This window comes from Pseudomonas sp. KBN10P06128 (assembly GCF_037574945.1).
In the GTDB taxonomy this organism is placed as follows: Bacteria; Pseudomonadota; Gammaproteobacteria; order Pseudomonadales; family Pseudomonadaceae; genus Pseudomonas; species Pseudomonas aeruginosa.
Genome location: NZ_JBBELR010000001.1, coordinates 5987414 through 6004878 on the forward strand (window position 1 = coordinate 5987414; position 17465 = coordinate 6004878).

Here is a 17465-nt window from a genome sequence, read left to right on the forward strand (position 1 = left end):
CAAGTGGCGCCCGTCGCGTAGGGCGAATGACCGCTCGCGGTTATCCGCCGAGCCAGGTTGGGAATCGCAGTGAAGAACCATCACGGGACAAATGGAAGAGAACCATGCTGCAAGTCGACAAGCTCCACCAGTACTACGGCGGTAGCCATATCCTCCGTGGCCTGAGCTTCGAGGCGAAGGTGGGCGAGGTGACCTGCCTGCTCGGTCGCAACGGGGTGGGCAAGACCACCCTGCTGCGCTGCCTGATGGGCCTGGTCCCTGCCCGCGAGGGCCAGGTCGCCTGGGAAGGCCGTTCGCTCACCGGACTCAGGCCGCACCAGCGGGTCCGCGCCGGGATCGCCTACGTGCCGCAGGGACGGGAAATCTTCCCCCGGCTGACGGTGGAAGAGAACCTGCTGATGGGACTGTCCCGTTTCAGCGCCAGGGACGCCCGGACGGTGCCGGACTTCATCTACGAGCTGTTCCCGGTCCTGCGCGAAATGAAACAGCGCCGCGGCGGCGACCTCTCCGGCGGCCAGCAGCAGCAACTGGCGATCGGCCGCGCCCTGGCCAGCCAGCCGCGACTGCTGATCCTCGACGAACCCACGGAAGGCATCCAGCCTTCGGTGATCAAGGAGATCGGCACGGTCGTCCGCAGCCTGGCGGCGCGCGGCGACATGGCGATCCTGCTGGTCGAGCAGTTCTACGACTTCGCCGCCGAACTGGCCGACCAATACCTGGTGATGGCGCGCGGCGAGATCGTCCAGCAGGGCCGCGGCCGCGACATGGAGAGCGAGGGCGTGCGCGGGCTGGTGGCGATTTGAACGGACTGGGACACACTGCCGCTGGCGCAACCGGGGCCTGCGCTGGCAATCTCTATGCCCTCGTCTTTCCGCAGGAGGTCGAAATGACCGTCACTCTGCGCCCGGCCGTCCAGGCCGACGCGGGCTTCGCCGCGCTCTGCGTCGCCGCCGCCTATGCCCCGTGGATCGCGGTGATCGGCCGCAAGCCCTGGCCGATGACCCAGGACTACCACGAGGTGATCGCCAGCGACCGGGTCCTCATCGCCGAGCACGACGGCCAGCCGGTCGGCCTGCTGGTGACCCGGGAAACCGCCGACGGCTTCCTCGTCGACAACCTCGCCGTGCTTCCCGAATGCAAGGGCCAGGGCATCGGCCGACAGCTGCTGGAACGCGCCGAGCGCGACGCGACGAGCCTCGGCTACCGCTCGCTGTACCTCTACACCAACGAGCGGATGACGGAAAACATCGCGCTCTACGCCAGGGTCGGCTACCTCGAATACGAACGCCGCCAGGAAGAGGGATTCCGCCGCGTGTTCATGCGCAAGGCCCTGGCCTGACCCGACCGATGACCGCCGCCCTCCCCGACCTGAGCTTCCACCCCGCCTGGCACGCCCAGCTGGAGCTGGCCTACGCCCGCGCCGGCGACGCCACACGCCCGGTGACGCGGCGCCACGCCGGACCGCTGCGGGTGCAGAAGCACCTCTACGCCGAAGGCCCGGAAGTCTGCCAGCACATCCTCGTGCATCCGCCCGGCGGCATCGCCGGCGGCGACAGCCTGGCCTTCGACGTGCGCCTCGGCGAACGCGCCTGGGCCCAGCTCACCAGCCCCGGCGCGGCCAAGTGGTACCGCGCCGCCTGCCCGTCGCGGCAGACCCTGGAGATCCACCTGGAGCCCGGCGCCACCCTGGAATGGCTGCCGCAGGAAAGCATCGTCTTCGCCGGCGCCCAGGCCGAACTGGAAACCCGTATCCAACTGCGCGGCGACGCCCGCCTGTTCTACTGGGACATGGTCGCCCTCGGCCGCCCGGCCAGCGGCGAGCGCTTCGCCAGCGGCCATTTCGTCGCGGCCCTGGACATCCGCCGCGACGACCGCCTGCTCTGGCACGAGCGCCAGCGCATCGACGGCGGCGACCGCCTGCTCGACTCGCCGATCGGCCTCGCCGGGCACCCGGTGCTGGCGACCCTGGTCGCCAGCGGCGAGATCGACACCGACCTGCTGCAACGCTGCCGCGCGCTCCCCTGCGCCGGCCGCGGCAACCTCAGCCAGTTGCCCGGCGGCCTGCTGGTGGCGCGCTGCCTGGCCGACGAGGCGCTGCACGCGCGAGCCTGGCTGATCGAACTCTGGCGCCTGCTGCGGCCGGCGCTGCTCGGCCGCGAGGCCGTCCCCCCACGCATCTGGAGTACCTGAGATGGACTTGTCCCCCCGCGAGAAAGACAAGCTGCTGATCTTCACCGCCGGCCTGCTCGCCGAGCGCCGGCTGGCACGCGGTCTCAAGCTGAACTACCCGGAGGCGGTGGCGCTGATCTCCGCCGCCCTGCTGGAGGGCGCGCGCGACGGCCGCAGCGTCGCCGAACTGATGCACTACGGCACCACCCTGCTGAGCCGCGAGCAGGTGATGGAGGGCGTGCCGGAGATGATCCCGGACATCCAGGTGGAGGCCACCTTCCCCGACGGCACCAAGCTGGTGACCGTCCACCAGCCCATCGCCTGAGGCCGCCCATGAGCGCTTCGATCCGCGACGCCGGCGTCGCCGACCTGCCCGGCATCCTCGCCATCTACAACGACGCCGTGGGCAATACCACGGCGATCTGGAACGAAACCCCGGTGGACCTGGCCAACCGCCAGGCCTGGTTCGACACCCGCGCCCGCCAGGGCTACCCGATCCTGGTGGCGAGCGACGCCGCCGGCGAAGTGCTCGGCTACGCCGCCTACGGCGACTGGCGACCCTTCGAGGGCTTCCGCGGCACCGTCGAGCACTCCGTCTACGTGCGCGACGACCAGCGCGGCAAAGGCCTCGGCGTGCAACTGCTACAGGCGCTGATCGAACGTGCGCGGGCCCAGGGACTGCACGTCATGGTGGCCGCCATCGAAAGCGGCAATGCCGCCTCGATCGGCCTGCACCGGCGTCTCGGCTTCGAGATCAGCGGGCAGATGCCGCAGGTGGGCCAGAAGTTCGGCCGCTGGCTCGACCTGACCTTCATGCAACTGAACCTCGACCCGACGCGCAGCGCGCCCTGAGCCCCAAGGAGCCCCCATGATCCCCGGTGAATACGACATCCAGCCCGGCGATATCGAACTCAACGCCGGCCGCCGCACCCTCGCCCTGAGCGTGGCGAACACCGGTGACCGGCCGATCCAGGTCGGCTCGCACTACCACTTCTTCGAGGTCAACGACGCCCTCGCCTTCGACCGTCCGGCCACCCGTGGCATGCGCCTGAACATCGCCGCCGGCACCGCGGTGCGCTTCGAACCGGGGCAGAGCCGCGAGGTGGAGCTGGTGGAAATCGGCGGCGGACGGCGGGTATACGGCTTCGCCGGGCGGGTGATGGGGGACCTCTAGGGCCCATTCCCAACTGGCCAGGTCCGAGGAAAGACAGCGAACACCGACGATCGCCAAAGGAGCGTTCGATGAAAATCAGCAGACAAGCCTACGCCGACATGTTCGGCCCCACCGTCGGCGACCGCGTGCGCCTGGCCGACACCGACCTGTGGCTCGAGGTGGAACGGGACTTCACCGTCTATGGCGAGGAAGTGAAGTTCGGCGGCGGCAAGGTCATCCGCGACGGCATGGGCCAGAGCCAGCTGGGCGCGGCGCAGGTGGTCGACACGGTGATCACCAACGCGCTGATCCTCGACCACTGGGGCGTAGTCAAGGCCGACGTCGGTCTCAAGGACGGGCGCATCCAGGCCATCGGCAAGGCCGGCAACCCGGACATCCAGCCCGGGGTGAACATCGCCATCGGCGCCGGCACCGAGGTGATCGCCGGCGAGGGCATGATCCTCACCGCCGGCGGCATCGACACGCACATCCACTTCATCTGCCCGCAGCAGATCGAAGAGGCGCTGATGAGCGGCGTCACCACCATGATCGGCGGCGGCACCGGCCCCGCCGCCGGGACCAACGCCACCACCTGCACCTCCGGTCCCTGGCACATGGCGCGGATGCTCCAGGCCGCCGACGCCTTCCCGATGAACATCGGCTTCACCGGCAAGGGCAACGCCAGCCTGCCGCTGCCGCTGGAGGAGCAGGTACTCGCCGGCGCCATCGGCCTGAAGCTGCACGAGGACTGGGGCAGCACCCCGGCGGCGATCGACAACTGCCTGGAGGTGGCCGAGCGCCACGACATCCAGGTGGCGATCCACACCGACACCCTCAACGAATCCGGCTTCGTCGAGACCACCCTCGGCGCCTTCAAGGGCCGCACCATCCACACCTACCACACCGAGGGCGCCGGCGGCGGCCACGCACCGGACATCATCAAGGCCTGCGGCTTCGCCAACGTGCTGCCCAGCTCGACCAACCCGACACGGCCGTTCACCCGCAATACCATCGACGAGCACCTGGACATGCTGATGGTCTGCCACCATCTCGACCCGGCCATCGCCGAGGATGTGGCCTTCGCCGAGTCACGCATCCGCCGCGAGACCATCGCCGCCGAGGACATCCTCCACGACCTCGGCGCGTTCAGCATGATCAGCTCCGACAGCCAGGCCATGGGCCGGGTCGGCGAAGTGATCACGCGCACCTGGCAGACCGCCGACAAGATGAAGCGCCAGCGCGGCCGCCTCGACGGCGACGGTGCGCGCAACGACAACTTCCGCGCCAGGCGCTACATCGCCAAGTACACCATCAACCCGGCGATCACCCACGGCATCAGCCATGAAGTGGGCTCCGTCGAAGCCGGCAAGTGGGCCGACCTGGTGCTCTGGCGCCCGGCCTTCTTCGGCGTCAAGCCGAGCCTGATCCTCAAGGGCGGGGCCATCGCCGCCAGCCTGATGGGCGACATCAACGGCTCGATCCCCACGCCGCAGCCGGTGCACTACCGGCCGATGTTCGCCAGCTACGCCGGCAGCCGTCACGCGACCAGCCTGACCTTCGTCAGCCAGGCCGCCTTCGCCGCCGGCGTACCGCAGCAGCTCGGCCTGCGCAAGGCCATCGGCGTGGTCAGCGGCTGTCGTGGTGTGCAGAAGACCGACCTGATCCACAACGGCTACCTGCCGACCATCGAGGTCGACGCACAGAACTACCAGGTACGCGCCGACGGCCAGTTGCTCTGGTGCGAACCGGCGGACGTGCTGCCGATGGCACAGCGCTATTTCCTGTTCTGATTCCCACGCGACGGGGCCCGGCGCCACGCCGGGACGTCGACCGCTCCGTTCGGACAGCTTGGCTTGCCGGCGCTAGCGGCGACAATGGCGCCTCCCCGCAGCCGCCGGCAGTCCGTCCATGTCCTCCCGCCAATCGTCCCGCAACGCTTCCACCCCGTATCTGGCCAAGGCCTTCCAGGCGACGGCCATCGTCGTGGTCAGCTACTTCCTCTACTGGACCTACCAGCTCTACCAGTACGGCGAGATTCCCATCAGCAAGAAGGACGTGATGCTGCGCCAAGCCATCCTCGCGCGCTTTCCGGCGGACTACGAGGTGGAGATCAAGGGCGCCGACCTGCTCGGCTTCGGCGAGAAATTCCTGGTCGCCTACGGCAATCGGCGCTTCGTCGGCAAGGCCTTCGCCATGGACGACCAGGTCATCGAGCGCCTGGAGCGGAACCAGGGACGGACCAACCTGCCGCTGGTGAAGGTGTTCTACATCGCCGAACCCGGCCTCCTCTCCTCGCTGCTCAACCTCTCCCCGTTCCTGGATATCCAGAAGAACATGGTCGAGCTGAGCCTCCGGGAATACCGGAAGATCCAGTTGGTCCCCTTCGATCCGGACGCGAAGCGGAAACCGCGCGAGCAGTTCGAAACCGATTATGCCTTCCCCCAGCTGTTCAGCCTCAGCCAACTGGAAGTCGCCGACTACGACGGCGACGGCCGCGACGAACTGCGCCTGGGCTACCTGTCCTACGCCGGCGGTTCGGGAGGGACGCGCTGGTCGGTGATCTACGACCTGAAGGACGGCGCGCTGACCGCCCATTCCGGCTATCCGGAAATGCTCGACATCGACGTCGCCCGGTTCATCCAGGCGGTCAACCTGTACGCCGGCCTCGACGGCACCCTGCCGCGCGACCAGCGTCAGCTGGAAGACGTGGTCGGCCGAGGCAGCGAGCGCTTCGCGCTGACCGCCGCGGAGCGCCAGGCACTGGTCGCCGACCCGCCGCAGCGGGACGACTACGCCAGGGTCCTGATGAGCCTTTCGCCGCGCTCGCCCTACGCCCCCGATCGCTTCATCGACCTCGGCGACGGCAGCCGACTGAGCCTGGCCCCGCGCCATACCGACGATTACTCGACCTTCCTCGACATCGGCGGGAAGAAAATCTTCGTCGAAGCCTTCTACGTCGACGACGACGCCTGCCACTGGTGCGAGCATCGCTGGCGAGTGATGGCTTTCCATTACGACGACGGTCGCTGGATCTCGGACCGCACCATCAACGGTGACAGCTTCAACGGGCAGTGGCTGCGCAACGCGGAGCCGCTGGGCCTCAACGACGTTTTCGGCACCTACCGCGACCAGGGCCCGGCGGGCCTGGCCTGGTCCTTCATCGACCCGCGCTGGACCGCCTCCAGCCAGCATGACATGGACGATCCGCTGGGCGTGGGGATGCGCACCCTGTCGCCGGTGGAGCAATGGGTGAAGGAACGCTATCGGGAAAACTGAGGCAGGCCTTCAGCGCAACTGGCTGTCCTTGCTGCCGCGGCGGTTGTAGCCGCTGAACTTCGCCTGTTCCCTGTCGTGCTCGGCCTGGCAGTTGACGCACAGGCGCACGCCGGGAATCGCCCGGCGCCGCGCCTCGGGGATCGCCGCGTCGCACTCTTCGCAATGGGTCAGGCTCTCGCCACGGGGCAACTGGCTGCGCGCACGAGCGATGGCATCCTCGATCGTGCTGTCGATCTGTTCCTGCACCGCACCGTCGTTCGCCCACCCGCTGGCCATGACTGACTCCTCTGGCTGAAACCCTGGAACCTCCAGATATGGGCGTTCGCCCGCGGCTTTGCAAGGGCGGCGCGACCATCGGCCTGGCGTGGCACAATCGCCAGCCAAGCCTGAAGGTACACCGCATGATGGGACCGTTCCGCCGCCTCGCCCACCTGATCGACCAGGGCCGCCAGCTCGACGCCGCGCTCGCCGGCGATCCGTTCGCCCTGCCGGCGCCGGAGGACCGCTATAGCGTCCGGCAACTGCACGGCCTGTATCCGCGCCGTCATCCCGGTCTCTACGCACCGCTGCTCGGCAGCCTGGCGCTGCTGCTCGGTGCCGCGCCGCTGGGTCTTGCCGCGCTGCGCCTGGCATTGCCGGAGGCTCCTTTGCGGCCGCTGGGCTGGCTCTCCGCCCTGCCGCTGCTGGCGGCCTGGCTGTGGCTGATCGCCCTGCTCTCCCGCGGCGCCAGCCTCGGCCCGCGCCTGGCCCGCGACGCCAGCCTGCTGCTGGTCGGCACCGGGCTCCTGCTGCGCCTGGCCAGCGGCGAGACGTCGGGCCTGGTGGCGCTCGGCGGCGGCGCCTGTGCCTGGCTGCTGTTCAACAGCCGCGCGATGCAACGCTACATGGAACTGGTCTACGCCCAGCGCCTGTACCGCGCCCAGTCGGCCAACCGCCCCGGTTCGGCGCAGCGGCGCCTGGCCAACCAGGCCGCCTACCGCGAACGCAAGCGACGCGAGCGCTCCGGGCGATCCTGAGCCAGACTGTCGCCCTGCGACCTTCTGCGCATTGGCTGGCGCCGCCACCAGCGCGTAGGGTAACGCGCTCTCTCTCCTCGGCCTCAAGGACGACCCGGACATGAAGATCGACTCAGCCTCCAGCTCTCCGAGCCTGGCCCAGCGGCAGCTGATGACCCGCACTCCCGACCAGGATTTCCAGCGCGACTTCCAGGCCGCCTACGCGCGCCTCGCGGTCGCCGCCGAAGGCAGCGCGGAGCAGGCCGGGGCGCTGGCCGACACCCTCGGCGCCACCCAGCTGGAATACAGCCGGGTGCGCGGCGTCAGCCTGGAAGACCAGTTGCGCTTCGCCCATGTGCTCAACCGCGCCTGCGAAAACGGCGCGCAACTGGACGCCCGCGGCTTCCTCGCCCGCCTGGGCGCCGACGACCTGCAGGCGCTGCAGCGCAACATGGGCCTGGCCGAGCCGATCCGGGTCGAGGCGCTGAGCGAGGAAGGCGCGCGCAACCTGCTGCTGCCGGAAGGCTACAGCGTCGACCTGGACGGCGACGGCATCACCGAGGTGGGCGCCGCGAAGATCCGCCACTTCCCCCCGCGCGACGCACCGCAGGCCTTCCTCGACCAGTGGCTGGCGCTCACCGCCGGCATGGACGGCGCCGCCTATTCGAACGCCCGCGACGGGTTGCAATGGGCTTTCGATATCCGCGCCATGGCCGGCCAGCCCCTGGCCACCGACCAGTTGGCCAGCTACCGCACGGCGGTGGACGACTACCTGGGCATGCTCGCCGAGCACCGCCACGCCCTGGTTCCCGGCCAGTACGAACGCGACCTGCCGCTGTACCAGGCGCTGCGCCAGCGCCTGGCCTGAGGTCGCCTACTCTTTGACTTCCATGTAGTCGCGGGCCCAGGCCTGGTATTCCTCGGGGAAGGTGTACTTCTTCGACAGCTCCGAGGCGGTCAGGTCCGAGGCCACCGCCCCGCGCTCCTCGCGCAGGCAGTCGTAGGTCGCCTTGATCGCGGCGAAATAGGCGGCGTGGCCGTTGACCACGACACGCACGCCGAGCCGCGCCAGGCGGGCGTCGTCGCGCAGTTGCGGATTACCGTAGGTGACCAGCATCAGCGGGATGTGCAGGTGCTCGGCGATCGCCTCGAGGTGGGCGAAGTCGCGCACGCCGACCAGGCAGATGCCATCGGCGCCGGCTTCCTGGTAGGCCAGGGTGCGCTGGATCACCGCATCGACGTCGATCAGTTCGGCGTTGGTCCGGGCAATGATGGTCAACGCCGGGTCGACCCTCGCCTCCAGGGCCGCGCGGATCTTGCCGACGCCTTCCTCGACGCAGATCAGGTCGGTGGACTTGCGCCCGAACTGCGCCGGCAGCAGGGTGTCCTCGATGGTCAGCGCGGCGATTCCGGCGCGCTCCAGTTCGACCACCGTACGCATTACGTTCAGCGCGTTGCCGTAGCCGTGGTCGGCGTCGGCGATCACCGGCAGGCGCGCCACCCGGCCGATGCGGGTGGCCTGCTCGACGAATTCGCTGAGGGTGATCAGGGCGAAGTCCGGCGCCGCCAGGACCTGCAGGGAAGCCACCGAACCGCCGAGGATGCCGCACTCGAAGCCGAGGTCGGCGGCGATGCGCGCCGACATGGGATCGAACACGGAAGCGGTGTGGTAGCAACGGGAGGAGTCCAACAGCGCGCGAAACATCGCACGCAACTCATGGTGTGAGGCTCTATGCATGACGAAATCCAGGACAACACGGCAAGACGGAGTGGGAAAGCAGCGCCAACATAGCACCATGCGCGGGCCCCTTGGCAAATCCGTATACAAAGGTCGGGGCGGCCCGCACGGACGTACCAGGACGCTTCCTGCCGATCGCCGGCGGTGAAATCCGCGACGCTCTCGCATACACTGCGCGGCCGTTTTTTTCCCGGACCGTTTCGCGCCATGAACCCGAGCACCGCCGCCCGCGCCCTGGGCATCGATTTTGGCACCTCCAACTCCACCGTCGGCTGGTGGCGGCCGGAGGTCGAACCGCTGATCGAGCTGGAGGACGGCAAGATCACCCTGCCCTCGGTGGTGTTCTTCAACGTCGAGGAGCGCCGCCCGGTCTACGGCCGCCAGGCGCTAGGCGAGTACCTGGAGGGCTACGAGGGCCGGCTGATGCGCTCGCTGAAGAGCCTGCTGGGCTCCAAGCTGCTGAAGAGCGAGACCACCGTGCTCGGCAGCGCCCTGCCGTTCAAGGACCTGCTCGGCCTGTTCATCGGCCAGCTCAAGGCGCGCGGCGAGGCCGCCGCCGGGCAAGCCTTCGACGCGGTGGTGCTGGGTCGCCCGGTGTTCTTCGTCGACGACGACCCGGAGGCCGACCGCGAGGCCCAGGACACCCTGGTGCAGGTGGCCAACAAGCTCGGCTTCAAGGAGGTTTCCTTCCAGTACGAACCGATCGCCGCGGCCTTCGACTACGAGCGCGGCATCCAGCGCGAGGAACTGGTCCTGATCGTCGACATCGGCGGCGGCACCTCGGACTTCTCCCTGGTGCGCCTGGCGCCGGAGCGGCGCAACCTGGCCGAGCGCCAGGACGACATCCTGGCCACCGGCGGCGTGCACATCGGCGGTACCGACTTCGACAAGCAGCTCAGCCTGGAAGGCGTGATGCCGCTGTTCGGCTACGGCAGCCGGATGAAGAGCGACGCCTTCATGCCCACCAGCTACCACCTGAACCTGGCCACCTGGCACACCATCAACGCGGTGTACGCGCAGAAGTCGCAATTGGCGCTGAAGAACATGCGCTACGACATCGTCGACAGCACCGGCATCGACCGCCTCTTCAGGCTCATCGAGGAACGCGCCGGGCACTGGCTGGCGATGCAGGTGGAAGACAGCAAGATCCGCCTGACCGAAACCGAGCGCCTGCACCTCTCGCTGGAGCGCATCGAGGCCGGGCTCGGCGTGGAGCTGACCCGTGGGCTGTTCGAGAACGCCGTCGACGGACTGCTGGAGCGCGTGCGCAACAGCGTCGCGCAACTGCTGGCCTCGGCCGGGGTCGACCCGGACCGGGTCGACACGGTGTTCTTCACCGGCGGTTCGAGCGGCATTCCGGCGCTGCGCCGGAGCGTCTCGGCGATGCTGCCCAACGCCCGTCATGTCGAGGGCAACCTGTTCGGCAGCATCGGCAGCGGCCTGGCCATCGAGGCGAAGAAGCGCTATGGCTGAGCCGCCCTGGTCGTGCCCCTGCCCTATAGGGGGATAAGGTCACACCGGGCCCGCCATGGCGGATAACCGCGAGCGGTTATCCGCCCTACGCCAGGACCACGCCACACCCGTCCGCAGGGCGGATAACGCCACAGGCGTTATCCGCCGCCACACCGAGCCCGACGAGGGTGGGGCTCACTTCTTCAGGCAGGTGCTCATGAACGCCTTGCGTTCGTCGCCCTTGAGCGCCTTGGCGGTGGCGTCGGCGTTGCAGGTCTTCATCTTCTCCTGCTGGGTCGCCGCCTTGGCACTGCCGCCGGCCTTCAGGCAACTGCTCATGAATGCCTTGCGCTCGTCGCCCTTGAGCGACTTGGCGCTGGCGTCGGCGTTGCAGCTCTTCATCTTCTCCTGCTGCGCGGTGGCCTTGCCGCCGGCAGGCGCGCCGGCCTTCAGGCAGCCGCTCATGAACGCCTTGCGTTCGTCGCCCTTGAGCGCCTTGGTGGTGGCCTCGGCGTTGCAGGCGGTCATCTTCTCCTGCTGCGCGGTGGCAGCGAAACCATGGGCCGAGACGGCCATGGCCAATACGAACATCGGGATACGCAGGATATTCATCGAACTCTCCTTGAAGGGCTGCACGTTCGCATGCAGGTGCGCTGAAGTCTAGCGACTGCGGCGGGCTTTGCAGGGGCTGGGAACGCGTCCTGTGCGCTTGCGACAAGCGTCATGTTTCGCGGCTAGACTGACGCTTCGCACGAGGAGGAGTTCCATGCAACAGGTCATCGCGGTGAGCCTCTGCGCCACCCACGCGTTCAGCAAGCAGGTGCGTCCCGCCATCCGCCTCCTGAAAGGCCTCGGCGTCGAGGGCGACGCCCACCACGGCGTCACCGTGAAGCACCGCTCGCGGGTGCGGCAGGACCCGACCCAGCCGAACCTGCGCCAGGTCCACCTGATCCACGAGGAACTGCACGACGAGCTACGCGCCAGCGGCTTCGCCATCGGCCCGGGGACCATGGGCGAGAACATCACCACCCGTGGCGTCGACCTGCTCGGCCTGCCCACCGGCACCCGCCTGCGCCTGGGGGAAAGCGCCCTGGTCGAGCTGACCGGCCTGCGCAATCCCTGCTCGCAACTGGACAACTACCAGCCCGGACTGACCGCCGCCGTGCTCGGCCGCGACGAACAGGGCAACCTTATTCGCAAGGCCGGGGTGATGGCGATCGTCCTGGAGGACGGCGAGGTTCGCCCCGGCGACGCCATCGATATCCAGCTGCCACCCTTGCCGCACCGGGCCCTGGAGAAGGTCTGAGGCAATCCGCCGCGATTCCGGGCGAACTCTGCGCGAGGGCCTGCGTTCCAATGTTGGCAAGCACCGCTCAACCACAAGGAGTCACAGCATGTACAAGCAGTCACTGGCGGCACTGTTCGTGATGGCAACCCTGGCCGGCTGCGCGTCGACCAAGGTGCAGAACCCGGTCAACTACATCACCTTCCGCAACGAACCGCTGGTCAAGGATGTCGAGAAAGGCATGAGCCAGCAGGAAGTCCTGCGCATCGGCGGCACGCCTTCCGGCACCCAGAAGCGCCTGATGAAACCGGGGAGCTGCAACAGCTACATCCTCAACAAGGACGGCCAGCAGCAGCCGTTCTACGTCAGTTTCGACGGCAGCGGCAAGGTCGACGGCTCGGGCTTCCTGAGCTGCTCCGAGCTGGACCGCCACGAGCGCGACGCCCGCCCCTGACGGCTCGACGCCCCGCTTCCTTACGGAGGCGGGGCGTCTGCGTTCAGGCCCGGGACAGGGCCTCGATCAGTTCGGCCTTGCGCATCGTCGAACGACCGCGGATGTCGCGCTTGCGCGCCAGCTGCATCAATTCCTCGCGGGTCATCTCGCTCACCGAAGTGCTGCCTTGACGTTTGCCACGGCTCGCCGAGCCGCGGTTGGCCGGTCTCCCTGAGCGGGCCTGGGCGGCGCGATGGGCCGAGTCCTTGCGGTCGGCGCGCTTGGCCGTCTCGCTCTTGGCGCGGCCGGAACCGCCCTTGCGCTCGCCGCCGCCGGACTGCTTGTTCACCGTCGCCCAGGCGCGCGCCTCGGCTTCCGATTCGCTCACACCCTTGGCCTTGTAGCTCTCCTCGATGTGCTCGGCCTTGCGCTGCTGCTTGTCGCTGTACTTGCTCTTGTCGCCACGGGGCATGGGGATATCTCCCTTTGCGATGGGTTCACTGTTGGGACCGGGAGGCGACGGCGGACGTTCAGAGAAAGTGCACACCGGCACAAACCCCTTGACCTTGCCCCAGGGGCAATCCGTAGTCTGCCGGTATCCCGCAGCAGGAACCGGAAATGCTCACCATCGGCCAACTGGCGCGAATCTTCGAGATCTCCACCAAGACGCTTCGCCACTACGATGCCATCGGCCTGTTCGTCCCCGCGCGCACCGGTAGCGACAACGGCTACCGCTACTACCAGCCGGAACAGATCGAGCAGCTCTCGCGCATACTCGCGCTGCGCCGGCTGGACGTTCCGCTGGAAGCCATCGACCGCCTGAAACGCGATGGCGCGCTGGACGACCCGCAACGCCTGCGGCATTTCCTGCAACGACACCAGCACACCCTGCGCGAAGAGATCAGCGCCCGCCAGCGCCTGCTGGCGGAACTCGACCGAACCCTGGCGACGCTCGCCCACTGGAGGATCCGCAACATGCATGCACGAATCGTCGAACGTCCCGCCTTCAGCGTGGTGGGCATGGAATACTTCGGCAGCGCCCCCGGCGACACCATCGGCCAGCTCTGGGAACGCTTCATCCCGCGCGAGCACGAGATCGCCGGCAAGCACGATCCCGAGGTCTCCTATGGCATCTGCGCGCAGCAGCCCAACGGCGAATTCCACTACGTCGCCGGCTTCGAGGTGCAGGAGGGCTGGCCGGTGCCGGAGGGCATGGTGCGCTTCCAGGTGCCAGCGCAGAAGTACGCGGTGTTCACCCACAAGGGCACGGCGCCGCAGATCGCCGAGAGCTTCCAGGCGATCTACAGCCACCTGCTCGCCGAACGCGGCCTGGAGCCCAAGGCGGGGGTCGACTTCGAATACTACGACCAGCGTTTCCGCGGACCGCTGGATCCGAACTCGCAAGTTGACCTGTATATCCCCATCTACTGAATCAGCGCTTGCCGGCCGGCACCTTGGCTGGCAAGCGCATGCGCTGCAGCAGCGCGGTGCACTGGTTGTCGTCGCTTTTGCTCGGCGCCACCAGCGCCAGCAGGCTGGCCGCCGGGCCCACCGTCACGCCGAGGGCTATCATTCCCGCGCCGCGCGCCACCAGCGGCCCGGCATGGACCCCGGCGTCGGGCTTGGCGAAGGTGCCGCGCACGTACAGCGGCGAGCGCAGCGAGAAGATCCGCAAGCCCTTGCTGTGCGGGGTGACATCGAGATCGAGCTTCTCGTTGGCGAAGTTCACCGTGCCGTCGACGTTGACCAGCGCGTTCTCGGTGTCGAAGACGAACAGCCGGCTGGTCATCAGGCCCTTCTGCAGGCCGAAGTCGGCGGCCGCGCAGTTGATCTTCACCTCGTCGTCGTCGAACAGCTTGGTCACCAGGTAGTTTCCGACATTGAGGCCGGCGATTTCGGTCAGGCCCTTGCTGATCGCGCCGTCGTTGATCAGCATCTTCAATTCGCCATCGGCGCCGCCGAGGATCTTCGCCACCGAATTGCCACTGCCGCTGAGACTGGCGTCGCCGTTCAGCTCGCCGAAGCTGGTCTGCATCGGCGCGAAGCCGGGGAACAACTGCTTCAGCTTGAAGCCCCGCGCGCTCATCTTCACTCGGCTCTGCATCGGCTGCTTGCCGCCGTCCAGGCGGATGTCCGACTCCAGCTTGCCGCCGGCCACGCCGAAGCGCAGGGGCTCCAGGCGCAGCAGGCCGTCGTTGAGCACCAGATGGGTATAGAGGTCGCTGATCGGCAACTGGTCGCTGTGGACGATACGCTTGCCGGTGAATTCCACGTCGGCGTCCATGTCGCGCCAGCGCTCGGTACGGAATTCCTCCACCGGCAGCACCTTGTCGCCCGGCTGGCGGCTGGTCTGCCCGCGCTTCTGTTTTTCGGCATTGCTGTCGGCGCCGATCAGCGGGCCGAGGTCGGCGAAGCGCAGCTGCTCGGAGGTCAGCTTGCCGGACAGCTTCGGCCTAGGCTGGCGAGCGACGAAGGTCAGGCTGCCGTGCAGGTCGCTGGCGCCGACCTTGCCGTTGAAGTTCTCGTAGCGGAACAGTGCGCCGCCCTCCTCCTTGAGCCGCGCCAGCAGGTGTCCGTCGGTGGAGTAGGCCGGAGTGTCCGGCAGGGTGATGCCGGTCAGCGGATAGAGATTGGCCATGCTGGTCCCGGACAGCTTCAGGCGCAGGTCGAGGGCGCCGAGGTTGAGCGGGTCGGTCAGGGTGCCGACCACCGCGGCACGGGTGCTGCCGGCACTGACCTCGGCCTGTAGCGGGAAGGGCTTGCTCGCATCCTGCAACGCCAGCATCCCGCCGACCTTGCCCGAGCCGGCCAGAGCCTGGCCCTTGTAGGTGCCCTTGACCTTCCAGCCGAACACATAGTCCTGGGCGTTCGCCGCATCGCCCGTGGCCAGCGCCTTGCCGGCCAACTGACCGAACGGCACCGGCTTGCCGAGCGGGTCGACCAGCACTTCCAGACGGGTCTTCAAACGCTGGTCGTCGAGGCTGACGCTACCCTTGTCGAAACCGATCTCGCGGATGTCCAGTTGCCAGGCGGACGGCTCGTCGCTGTCGCTGGCAGGCAGGTCGAAATCCCAATTGGCGCGGCCGTCGGCCAGGCGCAGGAGCTCGGCGCGCGGCTGGGTCAGCTTGATCTGTGGAATGCGGATGGTCTGCCAGAGCAACGGCAACGGCGCGAGGCGGAATTCGATGCGTTCCAGGCTGGCGAACTCGCTCGCCTTGGTCTTGCCCGCCGTCCACTCCGGGTTGCCGAGGGTGATGTCCTCGGCGCTGAAGCGCGGCCAGGGGATCCAGGCGCGCCAGCCTTCCTCGCCCTCCTCGCGGCGCCAGGCCACGGCGAGGTTGCCGTTGATGGCGAACGGGCGGTTCAGCGCCGCCGAGACCTTTTCGTTGAGGGTGGGCTTGATCAGGTTCCAGTCGAAGGTGGCGATGAACACCACCAACGCCGCCAGCAGCAGGACCAGGCTGGCGAGGCTCCAGGTCAGGATCTTTCGGCCGCGCGTCATGCACAACTCCTTTTCGCCGCGTCGGTTGTCGGGCAGGCGCGGCAGCGCGCCTCGCTCAGCCCGTCAGTGTGCAGGCTGGCCCATGGACTCGCCAGCGCGAATACGCCGGCCCGTTCCGTTAGGACCGGCGAAACGCCGGCATTGCTCCCCGTCCCACGCATTTCAGGCAAAAGGCCAGTTCGGCGGCGGGTCGATAAAACTTTTTCGACCGCGTGGGACTCACACCTTAGGTAAGCAGAAAAAGCCGGCCGCAGAGCCGGCCCTTTTCACCGGATCAGCCTCAAGGAGAAAACCGATGACCACCGTTCAACTGACGGACGTCCAGACCCTTCGCGACCGTGCCCGCAAGAACATCCAGGAAGGCGCGGTCACCGAAGGCTATTCGGCCGATCGCCAGACCGTCCTGCGCCTGCTCAACGAAGCGCTCGCCACCGAGTTGGTCTGCTTCCTGCGCTACAAGCGCCACTACTTCATGGCCACCGGCCTTAAGGCGAGCATCGCCGCCGCCGAGTTCCTCGAGCACGCCAACCAGGAAATGCAGCATGCCGACCAGTTGGCCGAGCGCATCATGCAACTGGGCGGCGAGCCGGACTTCAATCCGCGCGGCCTGGAGGAGCGCTCCCATGCCGAATACGTCGAAGGCAAGACCCTGAAGGACATGGTCACCGAGAACCTGATCGCCGAGCGCATCGCCATCGACAGCTATCGCGAGATCATCACCTACCTCGGTAACGACGACCCCACCACCCGACGCATTTTCGAGGAAATCCTGGCCCAGGAAGAAGAACACGCGGACGACATGGCCGACATCCTCGACGACCTCGCCTGACTCCAGAGCAAGACCCGTCCGAGAGCCGGCGCCCGCAGCGCCGGCTTTTCTTTTCGCCTTATTTATCCAATTTATCGATTAAATAGAGAAAAGCTAACTATCCTTTACGAAATCTTCGACATCACAAAAATAATCAACTAACTTACTGATAAATAATAAGAAAATACATAATCACCCATGTCGATAGACACTATCATCGCACTTCGTTTTTAAATCGACTTATCCGAACTGAAAATGACTCCAACGCAATCGACAACCCACTCGGAGTCACCGTCATGAAAGCTTCCCTGATCCTCGGCCTCGCCCTCGCCACCCTGACCGCCAACGCCGCCTTCGCCGCCGATGGCTCCAGCCGCACCATCGACCGGCTGCACCAGGACATGTCCAGCGTCGAACTGCGCATCGCCGACAACGGCAGCGAGCAGACCATCGACCGCCTGCACAAGGACATGACCAAGGCCGAAGCCCGCCTGGCCGACAACGGCAGCGAGCAGACCGTCGACCGCCTGCACAAGGACATGACCAAGGCCGAAGCCCGCCTGGCCGACAACGGCAGCGAACAGACCGTGGACCGCCTGCATCGCAGCATGAGCCGTTTCGACCTGCGCACCGCCTGACCGCTCGTTACGCCGC

At 67.4% G+C, this 17465-nt stretch carries 21 protein-coding genes and 1 pseudogene; 16 read left to right on the forward strand and 6 right to left on the reverse strand.

Annotated elements, in window-relative coordinates; translation table 11 throughout:
- Nucleotides 1-104 precede the first annotated feature (104 nt).
- The 8 genes from urtE to VQ065_RS28035 all read left to right on the forward strand — a co-directional run bounded on the left by urtE (nucleotide 105) and on the right by VQ065_RS28035 (nucleotide 6598).
- A complete protein-coding gene (urtE, locus tag VQ065_RS28000; RefSeq protein ID WP_003095434.1) occupies nucleotides 105-803 on the forward strand; it encodes an urea ABC transporter ATP-binding subunit UrtE in 699 nt (232 codons plus the stop codon).
- An 83-nt stretch (nucleotides 804-886) separates the two neighbouring features.
- Entirely contained in the window at nucleotides 887-1339 is a 453-nt protein-coding gene (locus VQ065_RS28005; RefSeq protein ID WP_003095437.1) for a GNAT family N-acetyltransferase, read from the forward strand.
- An 8-nt stretch (nucleotides 1340-1347) separates the two neighbouring features.
- Complete coding sequence (locus tag VQ065_RS28010; protein WP_003116109.1) at nucleotides 1348-2190, forward strand: urease accessory protein UreD; 843 nt, start codon at nucleotides 1348-1350, stop codon at nucleotides 2188-2190.
- A gap of 1 nt (nucleotide 2191) precedes the next feature.
- Complete coding sequence (locus tag VQ065_RS28015) at nucleotides 2192-2494, forward strand: urease subunit gamma (protein ID WP_003095443.1); 303 nt, start codon at nucleotides 2192-2194, stop codon at nucleotides 2492-2494.
- An 8-nt stretch (nucleotides 2495-2502) separates the two neighbouring features.
- The gene (locus VQ065_RS28020) at nucleotides 2503-3021 is read left to right on the forward strand and encodes an L-methionine sulfoximine N-acetyltransferase (protein WP_003095446.1); all 519 of its coding nucleotides are present in this window, start codon (nucleotides 2503-2505) and stop codon (nucleotides 3019-3021) included.
- Nucleotides 3022-3037: 16 nt separating this feature from the next.
- A complete protein-coding gene (locus VQ065_RS28025) occupies nucleotides 3038-3343 on the forward strand; it encodes an urease subunit beta (protein ID WP_003095450.1) in 306 nt (101 codons plus the stop codon).
- 68 nt (nucleotides 3344-3411) lie between these two features.
- Nucleotides 3412-5112 (forward strand): urease subunit alpha, encoded by a 1701-nt coding sequence (gene ureC, locus VQ065_RS28030; RefSeq protein ID WP_003095453.1) that lies wholly within the window; start codon nucleotides 3412-3414, stop codon nucleotides 5110-5112.
- 118 nt (nucleotides 5113-5230) lie between these two features.
- The gene (locus tag VQ065_RS28035) at nucleotides 5231-6598 is read left to right on the forward strand and encodes a hypothetical protein (protein ID WP_003095457.1); all 1368 of its coding nucleotides are present in this window, start codon (nucleotides 5231-5233) and stop codon (nucleotides 6596-6598) included.
- A gap of 9 nt (nucleotides 6599-6607) precedes the next feature.
- Here the strand turns inward: VQ065_RS28035 and VQ065_RS28040 are convergent, their stop codons facing one another.
- Nucleotides 6608-6874: a DksA/TraR family C4-type zinc finger protein gene (locus VQ065_RS28040; RefSeq protein WP_003095462.1), complete on the reverse strand. Its 267-nt coding sequence runs from the start codon at nucleotides 6872-6874 to the stop codon at nucleotides 6608-6610.
- 125 nt (nucleotides 6875-6999) lie between these two features.
- On the opposite strand from VQ065_RS28040, the gene VQ065_RS28045 reads away from it, so the two are divergent.
- Both VQ065_RS28045 and VQ065_RS28050 read left to right on the forward strand, forming a co-directional pair.
- Entirely contained in the window at nucleotides 7000-7614 is a 615-nt protein-coding gene (locus VQ065_RS28045) for a hypothetical protein (protein ID WP_010895687.1), read from the forward strand.
- 100 nt (nucleotides 7615-7714) lie between these two features.
- Nucleotides 7715-8461 (forward strand): hypothetical protein, encoded by a 747-nt coding sequence (locus VQ065_RS28050; protein WP_003095466.1) that lies wholly within the window; start codon nucleotides 7715-7717, stop codon nucleotides 8459-8461.
- 6 nt (nucleotides 8462-8467) lie between these two features.
- On the opposite strand, the gene VQ065_RS28055 is transcribed toward VQ065_RS28050, so the two are convergent.
- Nucleotides 8468-9331 carry an isocitrate lyase/PEP mutase family protein gene (locus tag VQ065_RS28055; RefSeq protein WP_003121125.1) on the reverse strand — a complete coding sequence of 288 codons (864 nt, stop codon included), beginning with the start codon at nucleotides 9329-9331 and terminating at the stop codon, nucleotides 8468-8470.
- Between the two features lie 207 nt (nucleotides 9332-9538).
- Here VQ065_RS28055 and VQ065_RS28060 point away from each other — a divergent pair, with 207 nt between their 5' ends.
- Entirely contained in the window at nucleotides 9539-10804 is a 1266-nt protein-coding gene (locus tag VQ065_RS28060; RefSeq protein ID WP_003095476.1) for an Hsp70 family protein, read from the forward strand.
- A 174-nt stretch (nucleotides 10805-10978) separates the two neighbouring features.
- Here the strand turns inward: VQ065_RS28060 and VQ065_RS32030 are convergent, their stop codons facing one another.
- Together VQ065_RS32030 and VQ065_RS32035 are read right to left on the reverse strand one after the other, a co-directional pair.
- Nucleotides 10979-11248, reverse strand: a complete 270-nt coding sequence (locus tag VQ065_RS32030; protein ID WP_058133593.1) for a PsiF family protein — start codon at nucleotides 11246-11248, stop codon at nucleotides 10979-10981.
- Nucleotides 11243-11395: pseudogene (locus VQ065_RS32035) on the reverse strand (PsiF family protein); the annotation flags it as partial. The pseudogene VQ065_RS32035 and the gene VQ065_RS32030, both read right to left, overlap by 6 nt.
- A 154-nt stretch (nucleotides 11396-11549) precedes the next feature.
- On the opposite strand from VQ065_RS32035, the gene VQ065_RS28070 reads away from it, so the two are divergent.
- Together VQ065_RS28070 and osmE are read left to right on the forward strand one after the other, a co-directional pair.
- The gene (locus VQ065_RS28070) at nucleotides 11550-12089 is read left to right on the forward strand and encodes an MOSC domain-containing protein (RefSeq protein ID WP_003095483.1); all 540 of its coding nucleotides are present in this window, start codon (nucleotides 11550-11552) and stop codon (nucleotides 12087-12089) included.
- An 88-nt stretch (nucleotides 12090-12177) separates the two neighbouring features.
- On the forward strand, nucleotides 12178-12522 hold the full coding sequence (gene osmE, locus VQ065_RS28075) for an osmotically-inducible lipoprotein OsmE (RefSeq protein WP_003095488.1): 345 nt from the start codon (nucleotides 12178-12180) through the stop codon (nucleotides 12520-12522).
- Nucleotides 12523-12565: 43 nt separating this feature from the next.
- Here osmE and VQ065_RS28080 read toward each other — a convergent pair whose 3' ends face one another.
- Nucleotides 12566-12973 carry a Rho termination factor N-terminal domain-containing protein gene (locus tag VQ065_RS28080; protein ID WP_003095492.1) on the reverse strand — a complete coding sequence of 136 codons (408 nt, stop codon included), beginning with the start codon at nucleotides 12971-12973 and terminating at the stop codon, nucleotides 12566-12568.
- A gap of 146 nt (nucleotides 12974-13119) precedes the next feature.
- Here VQ065_RS28080 and brlR point away from each other — a divergent pair, with 146 nt between their 5' ends.
- Nucleotides 13120-13932 (forward strand): c-di-GMP-binding multidrug transporter transcriptional regulator BrlR, encoded by an 813-nt coding sequence (brlR, locus tag VQ065_RS28085; RefSeq protein WP_003095496.1) that lies wholly within the window; start codon nucleotides 13120-13122, stop codon nucleotides 13930-13932.
- A 1-nt stretch (nucleotide 13933) separates the two neighbouring features.
- Here the strand turns inward: brlR and VQ065_RS28090 are convergent, their stop codons facing one another.
- Nucleotides 13934-16003, reverse strand: coding sequence for an AsmA family protein (locus VQ065_RS28090; protein WP_003095498.1), 2070 nt, complete (start codon nucleotides 16001-16003; stop codon nucleotides 13934-13936).
- A 295-nt stretch (nucleotides 16004-16298) separates the two neighbouring features.
- On the opposite strand from VQ065_RS28090, the gene VQ065_RS28095 reads away from it, so the two are divergent.
- Both VQ065_RS28095 and VQ065_RS28100 read left to right on the forward strand, forming a co-directional pair.
- A complete protein-coding gene (locus VQ065_RS28095) occupies nucleotides 16299-16832 on the forward strand; it encodes a ferritin-like domain-containing protein (RefSeq protein ID WP_003095503.1) in 534 nt (177 codons plus the stop codon).
- A gap of 275 nt (nucleotides 16833-17107) precedes the next feature.
- Complete coding sequence (locus tag VQ065_RS28100; RefSeq protein ID WP_003095507.1) at nucleotides 17108-17449, forward strand: hypothetical protein; 342 nt, start codon at nucleotides 17108-17110, stop codon at nucleotides 17447-17449.
- The last annotated feature ends 16 nt before the right edge of the window (nucleotides 17450-17465 follow it).